The organism is Colwellia psychrerythraea (assembly GCF_000764185.1).
Classification (GTDB): Bacteria; Pseudomonadota; Gammaproteobacteria; order Enterobacterales; family Alteromonadaceae; genus Colwellia; species Colwellia psychrerythraea_B.
Map to the genome: position 1 here is coordinate 55,861 of NZ_JQEC01000057.1, position 20,948 is coordinate 76,808.

The following is a 20,948-nucleotide window of genomic DNA, read 5'->3' on the forward strand; positions in this document are numbered from 1 at the left end:
ATCCTTAATTTTTCACGTTTTGTTCACTACTTTCCGCGTCTAAAACCGCGTGAAGTGTTGGTGTTTGAGTTTCTAAAGCTTGAACTCTTACTCTTAGATTTACTGGCATAACTGCTCTTTTTCACACTATTGGTGCGAAAACGGTTAGCACTGGTCTGTGCGGTTTTGCTCTGGCTGGATAAACTTGAAGAGCCGGCTCTATTTTTACTATAGGGACTAGTAAATTTCTGGCCACTACGACTAAATGACTTTTTAGTCCGTGTATCTAGGGAACTTTGATTTTTTAGTTGCCTAGGTGAACTGTAGCGTGTTCTACCGTAATCATTGTAATAACTGTAATTACGGCCTCTACCCCAATCATTATAATAAGTACGTCGACCAAATAAGTCGCCCATCATGGAGTACATGCCATACCAAGCCCAAAATGACATACCATTACTGCCTGTTTGCCAGTTACCATAATTGGGGTTGCCAATTAATTGTTCTCCGGTACCAAAATCTTGTGCTTTATTAGCGCGCTGACTTTGTGATTTAGATAAAGAATTAATGCGCGGCAATTGGCCATCTGACATATCCGCTAGCACATTAAGTGGATCGCTTAACGCATCGGAATAAAGTACCGGATCAGCTGCTTGGTAAATATTTAGCAACTCATTATAAAGTGCTTGAGACGAGTCAAACATTTGCGGTTGATTCTTGGCGGTATTGACTCTATCGAGTAACGCTTTATACATAGGGCCATCGATAGAAGCATCTTTTCGAAACTCATTAATCAATGGTGTTAAACTTGGCTTTTTGACTATGACTTTATCAGCATATTGATTGATTAAGTTAGCATTGCGAACTTGGCCATTACTTAAAGCATCACCCAATTGAGTAACTCTTTTTTTAGTGATAGGTAGTTGCTGCTCGATTTGCGCTTTCACGGGATCGCCACAGCCAAATAAACTAAGGCTGGTAATTATGATCAAGAGCAATAAAAAAGGTGTTTTTAGTAAGTGCATTTCTGCCATCATCTCCTCAAAAAATGCTATGTTATCGAAATAATTAATTAATATTAGCGACTAAGCATAGACAAGTGTCAATTAATACCATTAATGACATATTATGTCTATAGGTAACTTATGCTTATATAAGGAATTCTTATGACCTTAGCCTTTTCTCCACTCTTACAGCAACAACAAAAAACAAGTTGGCAATGCTTTGTTGAACAACATACCAATGCTTGTGGTGAATTATCCGAAGCGCAGTTAAATGCTTTTAAACAAGCGATAACCTTAAGTGATTTTATTCTAAATAGCGCCTTACAAGCGCCTGAACTTGTTATTGAGTTGTTCAAAACACCTAGCGAAGAAATGGTACTAGATTATAATAGTCTTCTGCTTGATCAATTAGCTGATTGTGTTGACGAAGTTCAATTGCACCGAGTCCTTAGGCGATTTCGTTTGCAGCAAATGGTCAAGATAGCACAAGATGATTTAGTATTTAATATAAGTTTAGATACTTCATTAGCTCGATTATCATCATTAGCAGACGAGCTTATATTAGCTAGCTTGTATTGGCTTACCAATTTTTGTCGACAAAAATGGGGAACTCCTACCGATAAACAAGGAGTGCCTCAGATCCTCTTAGTATATGGCATGGGTAAACTAGGCGGTAATGAGTTAAACTTTTCTTCTGATATAGACCTTATTTTTACTTACCCTGAAAGTGGAGAAACCCAAGGGTGTCGACGAAGCATCGATAATCAACAATTTTTTACTCGTTTAGCACAGAAACTTATTGCTTCTCTACACCAAGTTACTTGTGATGGCTTTGTCTATCGAGTAGACATGAGATTGCGTCCTTTTGGTGATAGTGGTCCATTGGTACTAACTTTTAACGCAATGGAAGATTATTACCAAGAACAAGGTCGAGATTGGGAACGTTACGCCATGTTGAAAGCACGCGTTATTGGTGATTCAATCTATCATCAACAACTTTCAAACATGCTAAGACCGTTTGTTTATCGCCGGTATATTGATTTTAGTGTGATTGATAGTTTGCGCCGTATGAAAATGATGATCGCTCAAGAAGTTCGTCGTAAGCAATTAATCAATAATATTAAATTGGGTGCAGGCGGCATTCGCGAAATTGAGTTTATTGTACAAGTTTTCCAGTTAATTAGGGGAGGGCGGGTAAAAGAACTACAACAGCGACGTCTGTTAACCGTTTTACCAAAACTGGTTGAGTCAGGCGAAATTAAGGAAGAAAATAAACAAGTATTAGAAAACGCCTATCGTTTTTTACGTCGTGTTGAAAATATAATTCAAGCCTTGGATGACAAACAAACCCAAACCTTACCAGATGATGAACTGAACCAACAAAGGTTGTTAGCTGTCGTTGAAATTGATAATTGGCCTAGTTTTTTAGCTATCTTGGCCACACATATGGATGGCGTACACCAAGAGTTTGACTTGTTAATTGGTATTGATAGCCCAAATCATCAAGCAGCAGATGAACACTGGATTACGTTATGGCATAGCCGCTGGAGTGATGAAGAGTCAATTTCTTGGTTAGATCAAGAAGGTCTTACTTGGCAAAGTGATAAAATTTGGCAAATAATAAAAGACTTTCGGGAGGATACCGGCAAGCGAAGTTTAGGAAATCGCGGCAGGCAGGTTTTAGATAAATTAATCCCGTTACTTTTATGCAGGTTACAAAAAAAAGTTGATGCCGAGCAGGTGTTAGCACGTGTATTAATAGTGTTTAGTAAAATAGTAACACGTACAGCTTATTTGGAATTACTCTTTGAAAATGAAGGAGCGCTGAAACAGCTTATTCATTTATGCCAAGCAAGTAGCTGGGTTACTGATTATATTGCCAAGTACCCGATACTACTTGATGAACTTATCGACCCAGAGTTATTGCATAACCCGCCTCAGCTTTCATCTTATGCAATAGAATTACGTGAACGTATGTTGAGAGTTCCAGAGGAAGACCTTGAAGCACAAATGGAGTCTTTGCGACAGTTTAAGCAATCGCAACAATTACGTATAGCTGCGGCTGATATTGCAGATGTATTACCAGTTTCTAAAATTAGTGAACACCTAACAGCATTAGCAGAAGCTATTATAACAGAGGTAATCAACCTTGCTTGGCAACACGTGAGTGAACGTTTTGGTATACCAACTAGCTGCGTTGATGGCAGTAAGGAAAAAGGTTTTGGGGTTATTGCTTATGGTAAAACGGGTGGCGTAGAGCTAGGTTATAGCTCAGACCTTGATTTAGTTTTTGTTCATCAAAGTAGCCCTGAAGAAAATACCACAGGTCGAGCCGATGGTAGTAAATCTGTATCAGCAAGCCAGTTTTATATGAAGTTGGCTCAGCGAATCATGCATATATTTAATACCCGTATGAATAGCGGCATATTATATGAGCTAGATATGCGTTTAAGACCATCAGGAAATTCGGGCTTGTTAGTCGTTCATTTAAATACTTTTGCACAATATCAACATCTAGATGCCTGGACATGGGAGCATCAAGCTTTAGTTAGAGCTAGAATGATTTTTGGTAATGAGAAACTTAAGCAAAAATTTATTGGCGTTAGGCAAGAGGTACTATCAAAACGAAGAGAATCCAGCGAACTCAAAAGTGACATTATTAGTATGCGGGAAAAAATGCGTAAACATTTAGACAAATCAAATGAGTCGCACTTCGACATCAAGCAAGGTAAGGGCGGTTTAGTTGATATTGAATTCCTGGCGCAGCTTTTAGTACTTGGTCACGCAGAGCAGCATAGTGAATTGATGCTTGTTTGTGATAACTTAGGGATTTTTAAAATATTACTTAAACTCGGTTTATTGAAAAAATCAGAGCAACAGCAGTTGAGTAATATGTATCAAAAGTTAAGGGCTTTAGGTCATCAAGCGACCATGCAAAGTGCAGGGCAATTAATTCATAGGAAAAATCTAACAGGGCAAGATTTCATTAGTAACATTTGGCAAAAATACCTAGTTGATTGATAAGTCCGACTTTTAAATTTAGTAGTAAAGTCGGTAACTAAAACCGGTAACTAAAGTCGATAGGTAAATAAAATTAATAAGTTTTTATACCAGAAAGTAAGATGCATTCCTCATCCAAAAATGGCTGGGGTGCACTTTCAATAATGACAATTGCACGTTGACGATAACAAAAGAAGATTGAAAGGCCTGACTCGAAGTGGCCTTCAACAGCTTTAGCCACTTGCAAGGCGGTTTTCAAAATGTTCTTTTCTATTCTAAAGGGATCTTTTACCACGTAATCACGGTTAAGCCACCAAATTAAATCGACACCATCTTGTTCTGAATACTCAGCCAGCTTTTGGTTTAAGGTTTCACCGCGCCTAAAGGGTCTAGACTCTACACTGCCTTGCCAATTCTTTTTATAAGGGCGTACAATCATTTCTCTCGCTTGTAATAACTTAGTTAAATCACCTTTTGGCTGCGGAAGGTAAACAATATTATTACGAATTTTAGGGCCTTTACCATCCATATCGCCATGTAAATTTGCATAAAACTTGGATAAACCTATTGCAGCTGCATTAGTTGAGGCTCTACCTTGTTGATACTCATCCTTTTTACTTTTAGATGTCTGTGGAATAGTGTCTACAACGGTTGTCGTGCTAGTTATTGCACTCTTATCTACTTTGCCTAGTGAGCCATCTAGGGATAGCAAAAAGTCTTGGTTAGCAAAAAATGCCCAAGCCAGTGCGGTAAGAAAAAGTCCTAATACAATGTTACGCAGCCAAAAGTTCATTGGATAATCAATACCTGTGTTTTCAATAATTTAATTATAGTGAATATTTGACTACTTTACGCAAAGAATAGTATTTATACAAATAACTGATAAAAACTGAGCAGTCAGTTATTTGTATAATGAAATATCTTCAGGGTTGGGTCTGGTTTTAAAGCGTCTGTGTAACCACATATATTGCTCAGGTTTACGTAAAATAGCTTTTTCTAATTCTTGATTAACACGTGTAACGTCTGCAATATCATCCCCCGAAGGAAAATTCTCTAATGGTGGCATTACTTCTAAACTATAACCACTCCCGTCTTCATTCCTTATTGGAATAATCATCATGGTTTCAACATTTTTTTGTCGAGCAAAGAGGAGAGTACCCGTTGTACTTGCCGTTTTTTTTACTTTAAAAAAGGGCACAAAGACACTACGGTTTCTGCCATAATCTTGGTCAGGTAAGTAAATACATGCCTCACCATTTTTGAGTGCTTTCATTAATCCTTTTACATCACGTTTACCTAACATGTATTTATTAGAACGACCTCTTCCTCGAAATTGGAAAAACTCCATCAATTGATTGTTATGAGGCCGGTAAAAAACGACCATAGGGTGACTATAGCCAACACCTCTAGCATTCATCTCAACACTTAAGTAATGCATGGCAAGTAATAAAATACCTTTACCTTCCTGTTGAGCTTTTTCGAGGTGCTCTAATCCCTTAATTGTAAATTTACGTTTTACCCGCCAGTCAGGCCACCACCAGCCCATACCAGTTTCAAAAAGTGCAATCCCGGTATTTTCGAAGTTTTTTTTAAGTAATATTTGTAATTCTTTTTCACTTTTATCAGGGAAACATAATTTCAAGTTTGTCAGCGCAATATGTTTACGTTTTGAAGCAAATTTGAATAGTAATCGACCTAATACTCGGCCCATAGCAAGCTGTAACTTGAATGGTAGCCATGAAATGGTGTAAAGAATAGAGACACCAAGCCAAGTTAACCAATATTTTGGTAAGAAAAATGATAGTTTGAAGTCTGGCTGTAATACTTTATTTTTGCTCAATGTTTTGTCTCATTTAACCTTATTTTAACTATGTGTGATTATACGCAAGTTAGTTTGCCTTGGGCAATGAAGTTATTTACCACATAAGCTGGTTTTTACAGTAGAATGGCGGCAATAAGCTAATAATTGGTATATTGAGATATTTTTAATGGATGCAGTGGTTGACCAAGGAATAAGTAATAGCGAAATAGAGCTTATTCTTGGAAATTCAAAACGGAATTTCTCAGGGATCACCTCAACAATGTTGCAGGTGATGTCTTATCAAAAAGACATGATTCCGCTGCGAGTCATGGGCAAGAATAATTTAACCGAACCAAGCCTAGCTATTAGCTTTTGGCAAGTGGTTAAAATGTGCCAACACCCGTTAAAAAATGGTAAACTTCGTATATTTCATGCTCGTCGTGTTGATGAAATGATTCAAGGTGTATTATTAAAATATCTTTTTAGAGCTAAAATTAAATTAGTTTTCAGCTCCGCCGCTCAACGTAAACGGGCGAAATTTACTTGCTGGTTAACAAGCCGTATGGATGCGGTTATTGCTATGTGTAATGCCTCAGCCAGTTATTTAGAAAACCCTCCTAATACCATCATATATCACGGTGTTAATACCAATACCTATGCATCAAGCGTAGATAAGCAAAAAGCATGGCAATCCCTCGATTTATTATCGCCAGTTCAGGAAAAAGGTAAGCGCGGTATCGCCATCCTTGGGCGAGTGAGAAAACAAAAAGGCGTGCACCTTTTTGTGCAAAGTTGTATTGAGTTGCTAAAAGATTATCCTGATTATACCGCCGTTATTGTTGGTGGTATTGCTACTAAACATGAAAAATTCACTCAAGAGTTACGTGATAAAATTACCCAAGCTGGTTTGTCCCAGCGAATAGTTTTTGCTGGCGAACAAGATTTTGCCGATATTCCTAAAATCTTTAGCAGCTTATCACTTGTTGTCGCTTTAAGTGAAAATGAAGGTTTTGGTTTAACTGTACTTGAAGCAATGAGTAGTGGCGCAGCAGTACTTGCTAGCGAAGCTGGCGCATGGCCAGAAGTTATTCGTCAAGGGGTTGATGGTTATGTGGTACCGGTAAATGATTTAGCAGCAGTAAAAGAGAAAATGGCACTATTACTCAGTGATGAGGATAAACTTACCAAAATGGGACTTGCCGGTCGTCAACGCGTTGAAGAGCACTACTCGGTGGAGAGGGAAGCAAAAGAGCTAACCCATTTTCTAAAAACACTAGTGTAATTCGATTATTGATTACTAGTAGACCCTAGGTATCGGATGTTATGTTCCCCCCCGCTTAAGCAACTTTAAGAATCAAAATTAATTTAATAAAAAGCCCTAAGCAAGAGTATTGCTTAGGGCTTTTTAAATATTTTTTAGTCTTTACTTAACTACCATCAAGCCTGAGTTGATGGAACTTATATCTTCATCAGTGATGGTACCAGCAGCGCGTTTTAATAATAAAACGTTTTGAATATAGGCATAACGTGTTGATGATAGATTACGTTTCGCGTTATATAAATTACGTGTGCTGTCTAATACATCAACAATGGTACGAGTACCCACTTCAAAACCCGCTTCTGTAGCTTCAAGTGCTTTTTGTGCACTTAATACTGACTGCTCAAATGCTTTAATGGCTGAAATGGCGGCAATAACTGTGTTATAGGCATTACGTGTAGTACGCACCACACTACGATGAGTTAATGATAAATCTTGGCTGGCTAATACGAAGCTATTTTGTGCTTTACGCACTGAACTTTGAATTGCCCCACCTGAGTAAATTGGCACATTTAACTGCACACCAAGTGAATAACCATTAATACCAGGGGCATCTATTGTTGGATTTATGCCGCGGGTTGATTCATCATCTTTACCACTGTAGCTTGCACCAAAATCTAATGTTGGGTAATGGCCCGAACGCGCTATATTGATATTATCCTGTGCGATATCAATACCTACTTTAGCGGTAATTAAATCGAGATTTTTAGCTTCTGCAGTAACTTGCCACTCATCAGCACTATTAGGTATAGGCGTGCTAGTGCTAAAACGTTGCGTATTTAATATGCTGACATTACTTGGATAAGTGTTGGTAATTACACGTAACTCTTCTTCAGCTTGATAAATCGCATTTTCAGCACGAATTTCTTCAGTAACAGCACTATCAAATTGAGCTTGAGCTTCATACACATCGGTTATCGCGGTTAAGCCAACTGAAAAGCGTTGTTTAGTTTGCTCAAGTTGACGAGCAATCGCATCTTTTTCTGCTGTAGCAAAAACGAGATCATCTTTTGTACTCAATAAATCAAAATAAGCTTGAGTAACACGAGTGATTAAATCTTGCTTGGCAACTTGATAAGTCAAATCACTTTGATGCGCAGCTTTTTCAGCATTACCTAAACGTAACCAGCTATCATGATGATAAAGCTGCATATTTAAGTTGGCGCCATACGTTAAACTTGAAAATTCGGTATTGACTACTGAGCCAGTATTAAAATCTTCTTGTTCGCCAGTGCTATAACCACCAGTAAGGTTAATTTGTGGTAATAAAACTGATCTTGCTTGAACAATATCTTCTTTTACAATCATAAACTGTGCTTGTGATTTTAGTACCACAGGGTCGTTTAATAACGCTTGTTGATAAACTGTAAGTAAATCATCGGCTTGGGCGTGTGTGCTGCTAATAGCCGCAGTTATCGCTATAATTAGAGTGCTTAGTGTTTTATTCATGAGTAAGGAATTCCTTGGGTGTATTACTCTTGTTATTCATGTATTGATATTAGTTGGTAGAGTATCCTACATGGATTTTTAAATTAACCAAATAAAATAACTGTTTACTAGTGTAACAAATTATTTTACAAAAGAGATTTTCGATGAAAAGTAATACAAATAAGCCATTAGCTTTGTTGCAATTTGGAAATGAGCAAATGACTTTGCACTCGGTTGATACTAAGTATCAGGGCTTTTTTAAAATGAATGAATACACACTGCAACATAAGCTGTTTTCGGGGCAGAAAAGTCAGATCTTCACTCGAGAGGTATTTGAACGCGGTGATGCTGTAGTTGTTATGCCGTATGATGTACAGCGTGACAAAATATTACTTATAGAGCAATTTAGACCAGGTGCAATTAGGGGAGCTGACAGCCCTTGGTTATTAGAGTTTATTGCGGGCATGTTTGATGATAATGAAAGCCCGGTTGAGGTCGCTATACGAGAGGCTAAAGAGGAAGCTAATATCAGTCTTAGTGCCGATAACTTACAACCGATTATGCAATACCTTTCGAGCCCAGGCGGAATGAGTGAGCGAATTCACCTATATTTAGCACATTTTGATAGTGAAAATGTAACTTCTGGTGCTGTTTATGGCCTGCCAGAAGAAAATGAAGACATACTGTTACATCTGGTTAGCCGTAACTGTGCTTTCGATTTATTAGCGAAAGGTAAAATCACTAACGCAGCCACTATTATCGGGTTACAATGGCTGGCAATGAACTATCAATCGCTCTCTTCAAAATAAGTAGGCTTTATATAGTACGACCATTGAAGGTATCAGTTTAAAAAAATTAGTAGTTAAGAGGCATTTATGAGTTTTTTTCCTAATAGGGCATTAGTTAACGGCACTAGAAAAAGTTACCAACCTAACCTAGTTAGTTTAATGACTTTGTGTGCCAACAACTATATGTTATTGCTCAGAGTGTTAGCAGATAAAGCAGCTACAGGGGAAACTCGTCACTTTTTTATCAGTGATTTCCTCTCATATAATGTGACTATATTGGAGGTTACTCGTTATACCTCGCTAATAAGTTTTGAGCAGGAAAGTTTAAATTTCGCGTTTAAAAATATTCCAGACACTATCGCTAGCGCTTTACATCCGCGTATGACCATTCGTTTATATCACGACGCTCGTATGACGGAGGTGCTTTCTACCCAAGATATCAGACAAGTAAAGCCACGCTACGATTACCCAAATAGCCAAATGCATCAACAAGATGAAAAACAACAAACTAACCAGTTTTTAAATGAGTGGTTACATTTATGTTTACGTTTAGGGCAGGTGAATGTTGAGTTACAATCTTAATATATGAACGGTTAACTTATGCACTCTATTGAATCTTATCCTAAAAGCAATAAACCTATCGTTTTGGCGCAAATAAGCGATAGCCATTTGTTTGCCTCAATTGATAGTTTGCATCACGGGCATAATGTTCTAGCGAACCTTAAAAAAGTCTTATTAAGCATTTGCCAAAATCCAGTAATTGACTCCATCGTCTTTACCGGTGATTTAACTCAAGATCACAGTGAACAGTCTTACCAAAATTTTGTGGATTGTGTTCATGAGTGTGATGTTTGTGTGCCTATTTATTATTTAGCGGGCAATCATGACGAACCAGAATTATTGGATAAATATTTTTCCAAGTCACCCTTTCAAGCGGATAAAACATTAAACTTGCCTCAGTGGCAAGTGCAATTAATTGATAGCAAAAGTGAGACTCCAGCGGGACATGTTAGTGAACAGGCTTTAGGAGAATTAAAGGACGCTATCAAGGCAGATAAACATCAGCTAGTGATGATGCATCATCATCCCATAGATGTAGGCTATTTTATTGATAAACATGGCTTACAAAATCAAACTGGCTTTTGGCAAGTTATTGATTGTTTTGATAATGTTAAAGCTATCGCTTGCGGCCATGTGCATAGTGCTATTCAGCTAAGCTATCCATTAGATATACCTTTAGAAACAGCATTAGTTGAACCGCTAGTCGATGCCCTAGTGATATCACCGAATAAATCACTCAGTCAGCAAGGGACTCAAAAGGTAGATAAGGTTAAAGAGCCAGTAACTTTATATACTTGTCCGGCGACATCAATACAATTTGACCCAAGTGTTGATGGCGTTGCTGCTTTAGATAAAGGACCAGGTTATCGATTATTTCACTTGTTTGCTAATGGAAAGATAGCTACCGATGTCATTTATTTATAATAAATCCTCTCGCTTTGCTTCACAACAACCTGATATGAGCTGCAAATATAATGAAAAAAAACATTCTCTACATCCATGGTTTTAACTCTTCACCTTTGTCGATAAAAGCTGAGCAAACTCGACAGTATTTAGCTGACAATTTTCCTGATATAGACTTTTTTTGCCCGCAATTGGTATCAACACCAGAAGGAGCTATTGCTCAGTTAGAGCATCTTATTGAAAACCACTGTTTGAATACAAAATGGTATTTAATAGGTTCTTCTTTAGGTGGTTATTTTGCTAGTTATTTGACGATAAAGTACAACTGTTTAGCCGTATTGGTGAATCCAGCGATAAGACCTTATGAATTATTGCATGATTATATTGGTGAACAAGTAAACCCTTATACCCAAGAAGTATATCAAGTTACCGGAGATCATCTCCGACAACTACAAGTTTTAGAGCAGGCGATGCCAACAATTGATTGTCAGCAAAAAAATAATTACCTTGTTATGGTACAAACGGGTGATGAAGTGTTAAATTACCAACAAGCTGTGGAAAAATATCAACATTGTCGATTAATAGTACAGCGAGGTGGCGATCATAGCTTTATCGGTTTTGATAAGTGCTTAGCTACTATTTTTGACTTTTTCCAACTTGATTGACCACCAATCACATTAGTCATATCTGATATGTGGTTGCTAATACTATAATACTTAACCCTTTTAACCGCGATTAAAATGAGCTTCAAATGACTGACCAATACAACTCCGACTCCATTGAAGTACTTAGTGGCTTAGATCCTGTACGCCATCGTCCAGGCATGTATACCGACACTAGTCGTCCAAATCATATCGGCCAAGAAGTTATCGATAACTCTGTGGACGAGGCGCTTGCAGGACATGCACAAAATATCACGGTAACGTTAGATAAAGATCAATCATTAGAAATAATTGATGATGGCCGTGGCATGCCTACCGATATTCATCCTGAAGAAGGGGTTTCCGGGGTTGAACTTATCTTTTGTAAGTTGCATGCGGGTGGTAAGTTTTCCAATAAAAACTATCAATTTTCAGGTGGTTTACATGGCGTTGGCATCTCTGTAGTAAATGCTTTATCTACCCGTGTTGATGTTAGCGTTCGAAGAGACAGTAAAGTCTATGAAATGGCTTTTGAAAATGGTTATAAAGTTGAAGAGCTAAGAGAAACAGGTACAGTCGGAAAACGAAATACTGGTACAAGAGTAAAGTTTTGGCCTGATCCTAAATACTTTGACAGCCCTAAATTCTCAGCTCGTCGCTTAGTGCACTTACTTAAAGCTAAAGCCGTTTTATGTCCAGGTTTAACTATAAAATTTAATGATAAAAATGAAGATAAAAAATATGAGTGGTGTTATGAAGATGGTCTTACCGATTATTTAATAGACTCTGTAAAAGATTATATCTCTTTGCCTGAGCAGCCTTTTGTTGGTAGTTTTACCTCACAACATGAAGCGGCTGATTGGGCGGTTACTTGGTTAACCGAAGGCGGTGAAAGCGTAGGCGAAAGTTATGTTAACTTAATTCCTACTATTTCCGGTGGTACTCATGTTAATGGTATGCGCCAGGGATTGCTTGAGTCGATGCGAGAATTTTGTGAATTCCGTAATATTTTACCGCGCGGGGTAAAATTAACCCCAGATGATATTTGGGATAAATGTAGTTATATCTTATCAATTAAGATGCAAGACCCACAATTTGCTGGTCAGACTAAAGAACGATTATCGTCACGTCAGTGTGCGGCTTTTGTTACTGGTGTGGTAAAAGATTCTTTTAGTTTGTGGCTAAATGAGCATACAGATAAAGCTGAGTTATTGGCAGAGTTTTGTCTCAGCAATGCGCAAAAACGTATGCGCGCCAGTAAGAAGGTGGTAAGGAAAAAAATCACTCAAGGCCCCGCTTTACCCGGGAAATTAACTGATTGTGGTAGTCAAGATTTAGCCCGTACTGAGTTGTTTTTAGTGGAAGGTGATTCAGCTGGCGGTAGTGCTAAACAAGCGCGAGATCGTGAATTTCAAGCGATTATGCCGTTGCGTGGTAAAATCCTAAATACTTGGGAAGTCGACTCAGGGCAAATCCTCGCCTCACAAGAGGTACATGATATTTCAGTAGCCTTGGGTATTGATCCCGACTCCGATGATTTATCTGAGTTACGTTACGGTAAAATTTGTATCTTAGCGGATGCCGATTCGGACGGACTGCATATCGCTACATTATTGTGCGCCTTATTCACTCAACACTTTTTACCTTTAGTGCAAGCTGGTCATGTTTATGTAGCTATGCCGCCATTGTATCGCATAGATATTGGTAAGGAAGTCTATTATGCCCTAGATGAAGCTGAAAAAGATGGCGTATTAGATCGAATTGAAGCGGAGAAAAAGCGTGGTAAAGTTAACGTACAGCGCTTTAAAGGTTTGGGTGAGATGAACCCGCTACAGTTACGTGAAACTACCATGGACCCGAATACTCGCCGTTTAGTGCAGTTAACTGCTCTTGAAGATGAACATGCCGAAACTATGGAGTTGATGGATATGTTGTTATCGAAAAAACGCAGCCCGGATAGAAAAGAATGGTTACAGAGTAAGGGTGATCTTGCCATTGTATAAGGTCTAGGCGTTCAATGAACTCCTAGACAATAAATTTGAAAATACAACTAAAACTATATGAAATAGGGACATGGAAATGGACATGGAAATTGAGCATATTCCGGGGTATTTAGCCGGTGCTAATAGTGATCCTCTAATGGTTGTTATGGCTGTTATTTTGGTGGTTGCGATATTGATTGGTGGCGTTTTATATTTCAAGTTACATGCAGTGCCAGAGCATATTGCCCATGGAAAAAATCATACTCAAATACAGTTGATTGCCATATTAACTATTTTAGCTTTATTTACCCACAACAATATATTTTGGGTCGCAGCGCTAGTATTAGCGGTGGTTGAACTCCCCGATTTTTTAGCTCCATTGAAGTCTATAGCTAAGTCTTTAGAAATAATCGCTAAAGCTAAAGACTCGACAGAAAAACAAGCTTGCCCAGAGCAGCCCTCAGCAGAGCAGGTGAGTAACAAGGAGAGCAACTAACATGTTAGAAGTACTTTTATGTTCACTTTTTACCATCCTTCCGGATTATTTATTTAGAAAATACCACCAAGGCAAGACTTGGGGCAAAGAGATTACCTTCTTCACTATGTGGTATGAACTTCGTTGGGGGATATCTGCCTGTACTATTTTAGCCATCTCACTGGTTACTTTAATCTTTTATTATCATCCATCGACCACTAATGCTACGCCAATGTTTCGAACTGTATCGATAATGCCTGAAAAAAGTGGCCGGGTGCAGCATGTTTTTGTTGAGAATCATCAGCAAGTGAAAGCGGGAACAGCACTTTTTAGCATGTATGATGAATCTCAAGTGGCAGCTATTGAGGGGGCGCAAGCACAAGTTCAGCAAGTTGAGGCTGAGTTTGTTACCGCTTATGCACAACATGCAGTGACGATAAGTGTGGTTGAAAGGGATAAGAGTGCTTACCTACGTTCGCAACATGAGTACGATAGAAAAAAGAAGTTATCACTACAAGGTAATAATATTATCAGTGAAAGTGAGGTACAAAAATTAGCGGATACTGTGGCAATGCAACAAGCGACGTTGTCAGCTTCGCTCGCTAATCAGGCTGCAGCACAAGGTGTTTTAGACACTATTCTGCCAGCTAAAAGGGCCAGTGCCATAGAAACTTTAGAGTCGGTGATTGTTGATAAAGCTAAAAGGACAATTTATGCCCGTATTGATGGCGAATTACAACAATTTGCCTTACAGCCGGGAGATTTTGTTAATCCTATGATTCGCGCTGCGGGTATTCTTGTACCAACTACCGGTGAGGCTTCTGGAAAAGAAGCAGTACAAGCGGGTTTTAATCAGTTAACGGCTAATGTCATTAAGGTGGGAACTTTTGCTGAAATTACCTGTATGTCAAAACCTTTCACTATCATACCTATGAAGGTGGCTAGCGTGCAAAGTGTTATTGCTACAGGACAAGTAAGGGCAGTTGAGACCTTGTTGGATATACAAGAAAGGGCAAGACCGGGTACGTTAACAGTAAAATTGGTGCCTTTATATGAAGGTGGGCTTGATGGTGTTATACCAGGCACAAAATGTATAGCTAATGCATATAGTTATCATCATGAATTAATTAATAGCGGTACGCTGAGCGCTACAGAATCAATCTACCTACATATGGTTGATACTGTAGGAATTGTTCATGCCATTATCCTAAGAATGCAAGCCTTACTGTTGCCGGTAAAAGGATTAGTCTTTTCAGGCAATTAAATAATAAAGTTCAACAGTTAACTTTGTCATAAAAGTGTAATCTAGCTGTAATATAGTTAATTTAGATAAATCCTCTTTAGTAGAGGATTTTTTTTGTGTTTTTCAGATCGACTATTTGCTGAAAATAATTAAGGCAAATACGATAAAGATAAGAGTTGGGTAAATGACAATTAGAGTAGGTATTAACGGTTTTGGCCGTATGGGACGATTAATATTACGCGCAGCCTGGCATTGGCCTGAAGTGGAGTTTATTCAAATTAATGACCCTGCTGGTGATGCTGCAACACTCGCGCATTTACTTAATTTTGATTCTATTCATGGCCGTTGGCAATATGAGGCGACTGCTATAGAGACTCTAATGCATATTAACGATAAGTCATTAATTGTTAGCCGTAATGATTGCATAGCTGAAACTGACTGGTCGGATTGCGATCTTGTTATTGAAGCTTCAGGAGTTATGAGAGATAAAGAAAAACTGCAAGCTTACTTCATTCAAGGTGTTAAAAAAGTACTTGTTACAGCACCGATGAAGTTAGCACGAGATGGCTCTGATGATGACATGGTCAATATTGTTATGGGTGTTAATCAACAGCTATACCAAGAAAATAAACATAAAATTGTTACCGCAGCCTCTTGTACCACTAACTGTTTAGCACCCGTGGTTAAAGTTTTGCAAGAGTCTGTGGGCATAAAACATGGCAGTATGACCACTATCCATGATATTACCAATACCCAATCAATATTAGATGCGCCACATAAAGACTTACGTCGTGCACGCGCTTGCGGGCAATCACTTATTCCAACAACAACGGGATCAGCTAAAGCCATCACTGATATTTTTCCGGAACTAAAAGGCAAGTTAAATGGCCATGCCGTTCGTGTTCCTCTAGCCAATGCTTCATTAACTGATTGTGTTTTTGAAATGCAGCGCGAGGTCACTATTGAAGAAATAAATCAGTTAATGTCTGATGCCGCACAAGGTGAGTTAAAGGGAATTCTGGGTTATGAAACTAAACCCTTAGTGTCAGTTGATTATAAAACTGATGCTAGATCCTGTGTTGTTGATGCGTTATCTACTATGGTGATTAACGGTAGCCAGCTGAAGATGTATTTGTGGTATGACAATGAGTGGGGTTACGCTAATCGTACGGCGGAGTTAATGAAACTTGTGGCAAATAGCTTAACTGGTCTTAACGGGCTTTAAAGAGTAATAGTTTGTTTTCAATTAATATTTTGTCGCAACCTGTAAAAAAATACTTAGCAATCACCGCGAACTATTGGGCATTTACCTTGACCGATGGCGCGCTGCGTATGTTGGTATTACTGTATTTTTATCAGTTGGGTTATAGCCCATTTGCCTTGGCAACCTTATTCGTTCTTTATGAAGTCTTTGGTGTAATTACCAACCTTGTTGGTGGCTGGTTCGGTGCTCGCATTGGTTTAAATAAAACTATGTGCATAGGCATAGTTATTCAAGTGTTGGCATTAATAATGTTAGCGGTGCCAAGCGAGTATTTAAGTGTTGCTTATGTGATGTCTGCTCAGGCCTTGTCAGGTATTGCTAAAGATCTTAATAAAATGAGTGCTAAATCAAGTATAAAACTGCTCGTTGGCAATTTAAATAACAAGCAAGCACAAAGCCGGTTATTTACTTGGGTCGCCTTACTTACCGGTTCAAAAAACACCTTAAAAGGCATTGGATTTTTTCTTGGTGGTGTACTACTGACTACTTTTGATTTTCAAGTCGCGGTATTATTAATGGCATCTGCATTAGCTATTGTTGCTATTAGTACTTATCCGTTGCTGCGTGGTGACATAGGTAAAGCGAGTTACAAAGCCAAGTTTAGTCAATTATTTTCAAATGATGCCTCGCTAAACTATTTATCAGCAGCGCGGCTATGTCTGTTTGCCGGCCGTGATGTTTGGTTTGTCATTGCTTTGCCTGTTTATTTAGCAAGCCAATTACAATGGCAACACCAAAGCGTAGGCGCTTTACTTGCCTGTTGGATTATTTTTTATGGCATCATCCAAGCTAATACACCAAAACTGTTGTCATTGTTCAAAAGTAAAGTAGATAAAACTTCGCAGGAACAAACAACACTTTGGTCGTTAATACTTGCGGTACAAACATTGCTGTTATGTTTAGCTATTTACCTTTTCCCGTACAATAATACGGTACTGATTTTTGGTCTATTTATATTTGCTACTATTTTTGCCATCAATTCATCCTTGCATAGTTATCTTATTGTAGCTATTGCTAGAGAGGATGGAGTCTCGATGGATGTAGGGTTTTATTATATGGCTAATGCTATGGGAAGATTAATTGGTACTGTACTTTCAGGACTGATTTATCAACACATTGGTTTGTTAGCTTGTATGTCTTTTGCTTTTATATTTATTATATTAGCGAGCTATTTTGTTAGAAAAATTGCATAACTATATAAAAATTACGGTTTAACTCTAAGGTCAAATCGTTTTATACTCCTTAATCGCACTTATCGGCTGACCCCGAGTTGTTTATTTAAGGAATAACAATTTGTCGAGCTTTGCTAAAAAAATTTCCCAATCCATACAGGTAGTTATCAGTATTTTCTGCTTGCTTTTAGCTGTGTCCAGCACTGCGCAAGAAAAGGTCGACCTTAAAAGTTTCAATCAAGTTGCTGAGCAAGTCATTGAGTTGAAAAAGACCGATTTAGTACTTTCCCTCAAAAAATTAGCTGTTTATCAAGATCTACTTAACGCCCTTAGTGTCGAACAAAACTTAGTTTACTTTAAACTGCTTGCTGAAATACAAATTGAACAAAATAAGTATAGTACTGCGAAAGTAACGGCAAATAGGGGACTCACTATAGCGAAAAGGTTGGCTAGTCCAAGTATACGCATTAGTGAACTCTTGTATTTAAAAGGCTATGCACTTGAGTTCTTAGGTGATACGAGCCAAGCTGAAAAAGAGTATAAGAAGGGCTTGGAAGTAGCTGAATCATTACATCATAAGGTACAAATAGCTTATGGTTTACTTAATTTAGGCGCAATTTCTTACCTTACTGACGATTATGAACGCTCTTTAGTATTACTTAATGACGCTTTTAATATCGCTGGTCAAACCCATGATGAAAAGCTAAAAGCTGAAGCTAATACAGAGCTTGGCATAGTTTATTCTCATTTATTGCAAGATGATCAGTCAATGGAATATTATCAGCAAGCCTATTTACATTATAAAAAGGCTGGCATGTTAATCGCGGCACAAACTACTTTGGTTAATATTGCCAATATGCATATTTATAATAAAAGCTATCAGCAAGCTATCACGGTTTTTAAAACGGTTATTGCAGAGTCTAATAAAGATAGCCCCGTTGACAGTATGTATGGCGCCTATTCAGGTATGGCTTGGGCGCATTTACAAAAAGAAGATAGTAATGCGGATGCAGCTTATGAATACCTATTGATGGCTAAGCAGTACTTAGTCTTCACTGAAAACCTTATCGTTCAATTGCAATATTATATCGATGAAGCTTACATCCTATATAAATTAGATCGTTATGATGATGCGCTAGTCAGCATAGCTCAAGTTGAAAAAATGTTAGCTAATCATCAAGAACTATCATTAAATAAAAAAAGAAGTTACGTCAGCATTATTGATCTAAAGTCAGCTGTTTATTATAAAAAAGAACAATTTGAAAAAGCCTATCTAACTAAGTCACGGGTTATTACGTTAACAGACAAATTACATGTAAATGAAGATAACCGCTCAATTGCCAAGGTACGGTTGAGGCTTGAAGGGGAGCAGGCAGATAAAAAAAATAAACTATTGCAAAATAAACATGATCTTTATGAAAGTAATTTGCGTGAAGCCAATTTGGAAAATGAACAGCAGCGTTTATATCTAATTATCAGTGCCTTGGTTGCTTTAGCATTTGCGTGGGTACTCATTAAGTTACTGCAAAGTCAGCATAAGCTTAAAGTCGCTTCTAATGTTGATGCTCTTACGGGAGTTGCCAATAGGCGAAGTTTAATGAGAAAAGCTGAGCAGGAATTTAAATATGCGAGAAGAAAGCAAATAGATTTCAGTGTTTTGATGATAGATATCGACCATTTTAAAAAAATTAACGACAGTTTAGGTCATAATATTGGCGATAAAGTACTAGCTGAAATTGCGACAATCATCGCTGAAATAATGCGAAAAAGTGATATTTATGGGCGCTTTGGCGGTGAACAATTTATGGTTTGTTTATCTAAAACTACCATGGAATCCGCTTTAGATATAAGTGAACGAATTCGCTTATGTGTATGCCAACATTCATGGCGCTTCGATAACCTAGAAAGAGCTTGTGTTAGTATTGGAGTCGCTAGTTTAACCACGGATAAGGATTTTCTTAATTTGATAAAAAGAGCCGATGACCAATTATATCAAGCTAAGGCATCAGGAAGAAATAAGGTCTGTGGTTAATGAAGATATTTTACCAAAGCATGTTTTTTATTTTGCTAATACTGGTACCTTTTGTTCAGGCACAAGAGGCCCCTAGCACTCAGGAGGTTGAACAAGGTAGAAATAGTGAAAGTTCGCTATTGCATATTCCAGTAATTAGCCTCTTACCGATAAACTCTAATTTACTTACTTTATTGACATTGCTTCATAACAAAAGTATCAATAATCAAGAAGTTGATAGAATATTTGCGCAGCTTACATTGTCAAAATCCAGCTTTAATGCGGCCGAGCAATACTTACTGTTAGTTGCTCAAGCGTTATTAAGACAAAATGTTATGGATGAAACCAGTATCGATGGAAATAAAGATAAAGTTCAAAGTACTGCTATTACTTCCCTTTTAGCGCAGGCGGATGAGTTATCTGAACATATCTCTGAGCAGCAGTTAAGTCAGCCTAATTTTTTACAGTTACCCTTAATGTTATCTGAGTATTATGCACAACAAGGGGAGTTTGATTTAGCTTACTTACAAAAAAAATCATATTTAAAAAAATACTACATTTATCGTAAAAGCAAACGTTTAGCTATGATCGCTTCTTTAGAGCAATCATTTGAAATCAAAGATAAAAAAGCCAGTAATAGCTTATTAGCAAGTCAAAATGAATTAAACGTTCGCAGAGTTGAACAAGTACAAGACCAAAAAGCCAGTCACAAGTACAATTTCACCATAATTATCAGCACCGCTATTGTCTTTGTATTACTTTTTTTCAGGCAACTGATAATACGCAATAAACTTATCCACTTAACTCGAACAGACGCCTTAACGGGTTTAGCAAATCGTAGTGCCTTATTTGAGCATGGCGAATTAACGCTGGCTAGTTTCGTAGATAAGCCAGAAGAGTTATCTGTGTTAATGTTGGACTTAGACCATTTCAAAAGAATCAATGATAACTTTGGCCATCAAGTGGGTGATAAAATACTGAAAGTTGTTTCACAGTTAGTAAATGAAACCATGCGCTCTAGGGATGTATTTTACCGCCTTGGTGGAGAAGAGTTTGTCGCTATATTACCATTTTCTGACAGTAATAAAGCTAAAGCAATTGCGGTGCGTATCAATGAAAAAATAGCGCAACATGATTTTTCATTTTTTCTGCTCAAAGGTCAGGTGACCGTGAGCATCGGTGTCGCTACTATGGGACATAAACACAAATCCTTTGATGAAGTATTACACAACGCCGATTTAGCCATGTACCAAGCCAAAGAACGAGGTCGAAATAACGTCGTTTGTTACCAAAGTATTGCTAAGGCTCAAGAAAGGCGAGGTAATTAACTGTTTTGTGACCTTAGCTATTTTTTCTAAGCTGATAATCAGATAAGCTA

Annotated in this window: 17 protein-coding genes; 13 read left to right on the forward strand and 4 right to left on the reverse strand. The window is 37.9% G+C overall.

The window, feature by feature from the left end:
• Nucleotides 1-26: 26 nt before the first annotated feature.
• Entirely contained in the window at nucleotides 27-1,004 is a 978-nt protein-coding gene (locus GAB14E_RS03790; RefSeq protein WP_033084091.1) for a hypothetical protein, read from the reverse strand.
• 141 nt (nucleotides 1,005-1,145) lie between these two features.
• Here GAB14E_RS03790 and glnE point away from each other — a divergent pair, with 141 nt between their 5' ends.
• Nucleotides 1,146-4,004, forward strand: a complete 2,859-nt coding sequence (glnE, locus tag GAB14E_RS03785) for a bifunctional [glutamate--ammonia ligase]-adenylyl-L-tyrosine phosphorylase/[glutamate--ammonia-ligase] adenylyltransferase (RefSeq protein ID WP_033083942.1) — start codon at nucleotides 1,146-1,148, stop codon at nucleotides 4,002-4,004.
• A 73-nt stretch (nucleotides 4,005-4,077) separates the two neighbouring features.
• Here glnE and GAB14E_RS03780 read toward each other — a convergent pair whose 3' ends face one another.
• The gene (locus GAB14E_RS03780) at nucleotides 4,078-4,776 is read right to left on the reverse strand and encodes a TcpQ domain-containing protein (RefSeq protein WP_033083943.1); all 699 of its coding nucleotides are present in this window, start codon (nucleotides 4,774-4,776) and stop codon (nucleotides 4,078-4,080) included.
• 108 nt (nucleotides 4,777-4,884) lie between these two features.
• On the reverse strand, nucleotides 4,885-5,823 hold the full coding sequence (gene lpxL, locus GAB14E_RS03775) for an LpxL/LpxP family Kdo(2)-lipid IV(A) lauroyl/palmitoleoyl acyltransferase (RefSeq protein WP_033083944.1): 939 nt from the start codon (nucleotides 5,821-5,823) through the stop codon (nucleotides 4,885-4,887).
• A 148-nt stretch (nucleotides 5,824-5,971) separates the two neighbouring features.
• Between lpxL and GAB14E_RS03770 the strand changes: the two genes are divergently transcribed.
• Nucleotides 5,972-7,066, forward strand: coding sequence for a glycosyltransferase family 4 protein (locus GAB14E_RS03770; protein ID WP_033083945.1), 1,095 nt, complete (start codon nucleotides 5,972-5,974; stop codon nucleotides 7,064-7,066).
• A 141-nt stretch (nucleotides 7,067-7,207) separates the two neighbouring features.
• Here GAB14E_RS03770 and tolC read toward each other — a convergent pair whose 3' ends face one another.
• Nucleotides 7,208-8,551: an outer membrane channel protein TolC gene (gene tolC, locus GAB14E_RS03765; protein ID WP_033083946.1), complete on the reverse strand. Its 1,344-nt coding sequence runs from the start codon at nucleotides 8,549-8,551 to the stop codon at nucleotides 7,208-7,210.
• Between the two features lie 143 nt (nucleotides 8,552-8,694).
• Here tolC and GAB14E_RS03760 point away from each other — a divergent pair, with 143 nt between their 5' ends.
• The 11 genes from GAB14E_RS03760 (at nucleotide 8,695) to GAB14E_RS03715 (ending at nucleotide 20,898) form a co-directional block, all read left to right on the forward strand.
• Nucleotides 8,695-9,339, forward strand: a complete 645-nt coding sequence (locus tag GAB14E_RS03760; RefSeq protein ID WP_033083947.1) for an NUDIX domain-containing protein — start codon at nucleotides 8,695-8,697, stop codon at nucleotides 9,337-9,339.
• Nucleotides 9,340-9,405: 66 nt separating this feature from the next.
• Entirely contained in the window at nucleotides 9,406-9,900 is a 495-nt protein-coding gene (locus GAB14E_RS03755; protein WP_052094008.1) for a DUF1249 domain-containing protein, read from the forward strand.
• Nucleotides 9,901-9,918: 18 nt separating this feature from the next.
• Nucleotides 9,919-10,803: a metallophosphoesterase gene (locus GAB14E_RS23775; RefSeq protein ID WP_035126985.1), complete on the forward strand. Its 885-nt coding sequence runs from the start codon at nucleotides 9,919-9,921 to the stop codon at nucleotides 10,801-10,803.
• A 50-nt stretch (nucleotides 10,804-10,853) separates the two neighbouring features.
• Nucleotides 10,854-11,447, forward strand: a complete 594-nt coding sequence (locus tag GAB14E_RS03750) for a YqiA/YcfP family alpha/beta fold hydrolase (protein WP_033083948.1) — start codon at nucleotides 10,854-10,856, stop codon at nucleotides 11,445-11,447.
• An 86-nt stretch (nucleotides 11,448-11,533) separates the two neighbouring features.
• Entirely contained in the window at nucleotides 11,534-13,426 is a 1,893-nt protein-coding gene (gene parE, locus GAB14E_RS03745; RefSeq protein WP_033083949.1) for a DNA topoisomerase IV subunit B, read from the forward strand.
• A gap of 82 nt (nucleotides 13,427-13,508) precedes the next feature.
• A complete protein-coding gene (locus GAB14E_RS03740; RefSeq protein WP_033083950.1) occupies nucleotides 13,509-13,901 on the forward strand; it encodes a hypothetical protein in 393 nt (130 codons plus the stop codon).
• A 1-nt stretch (nucleotide 13,902) separates the two neighbouring features.
• Nucleotides 13,903-15,144: an HlyD family secretion protein gene (locus GAB14E_RS03735; RefSeq protein WP_033083951.1), complete on the forward strand. Its 1,242-nt coding sequence runs from the start codon at nucleotides 13,903-13,905 to the stop codon at nucleotides 15,142-15,144.
• A gap of 163 nt (nucleotides 15,145-15,307) precedes the next feature.
• On the forward strand, nucleotides 15,308-16,348 hold the full coding sequence (locus tag GAB14E_RS03730) for an ArsJ-associated glyceraldehyde-3-phosphate dehydrogenase (RefSeq protein ID WP_033083952.1): 1,041 nt from the start codon (nucleotides 15,308-15,310) through the stop codon (nucleotides 16,346-16,348).
• 11 nt (nucleotides 16,349-16,359) lie between these two features.
• The gene (gene arsJ, locus GAB14E_RS03725; RefSeq protein WP_033083953.1) at nucleotides 16,360-17,580 is read left to right on the forward strand and encodes an organoarsenical effux MFS transporter ArsJ; all 1,221 of its coding nucleotides are present in this window, start codon (nucleotides 16,360-16,362) and stop codon (nucleotides 17,578-17,580) included.
• Nucleotides 17,581-17,680: 100 nt separating this feature from the next.
• Nucleotides 17,681-19,591 carry a GGDEF domain-containing protein gene (locus GAB14E_RS03720; protein ID WP_231562100.1) on the forward strand — a complete coding sequence of 637 codons (1,911 nt, stop codon included), beginning with the start codon at nucleotides 17,681-17,683 and terminating at the stop codon, nucleotides 19,589-19,591.
• Complete coding sequence (locus tag GAB14E_RS03715; protein ID WP_033083954.1) at nucleotides 19,591-20,898, forward strand: GGDEF domain-containing protein; 1,308 nt, start codon at nucleotides 19,591-19,593, stop codon at nucleotides 20,896-20,898. Before GAB14E_RS03720 ends, GAB14E_RS03715 begins: the two co-directional genes overlap by 1 nt.
• Nucleotides 20,899-20,948: the final 50 nt, after the last annotated feature.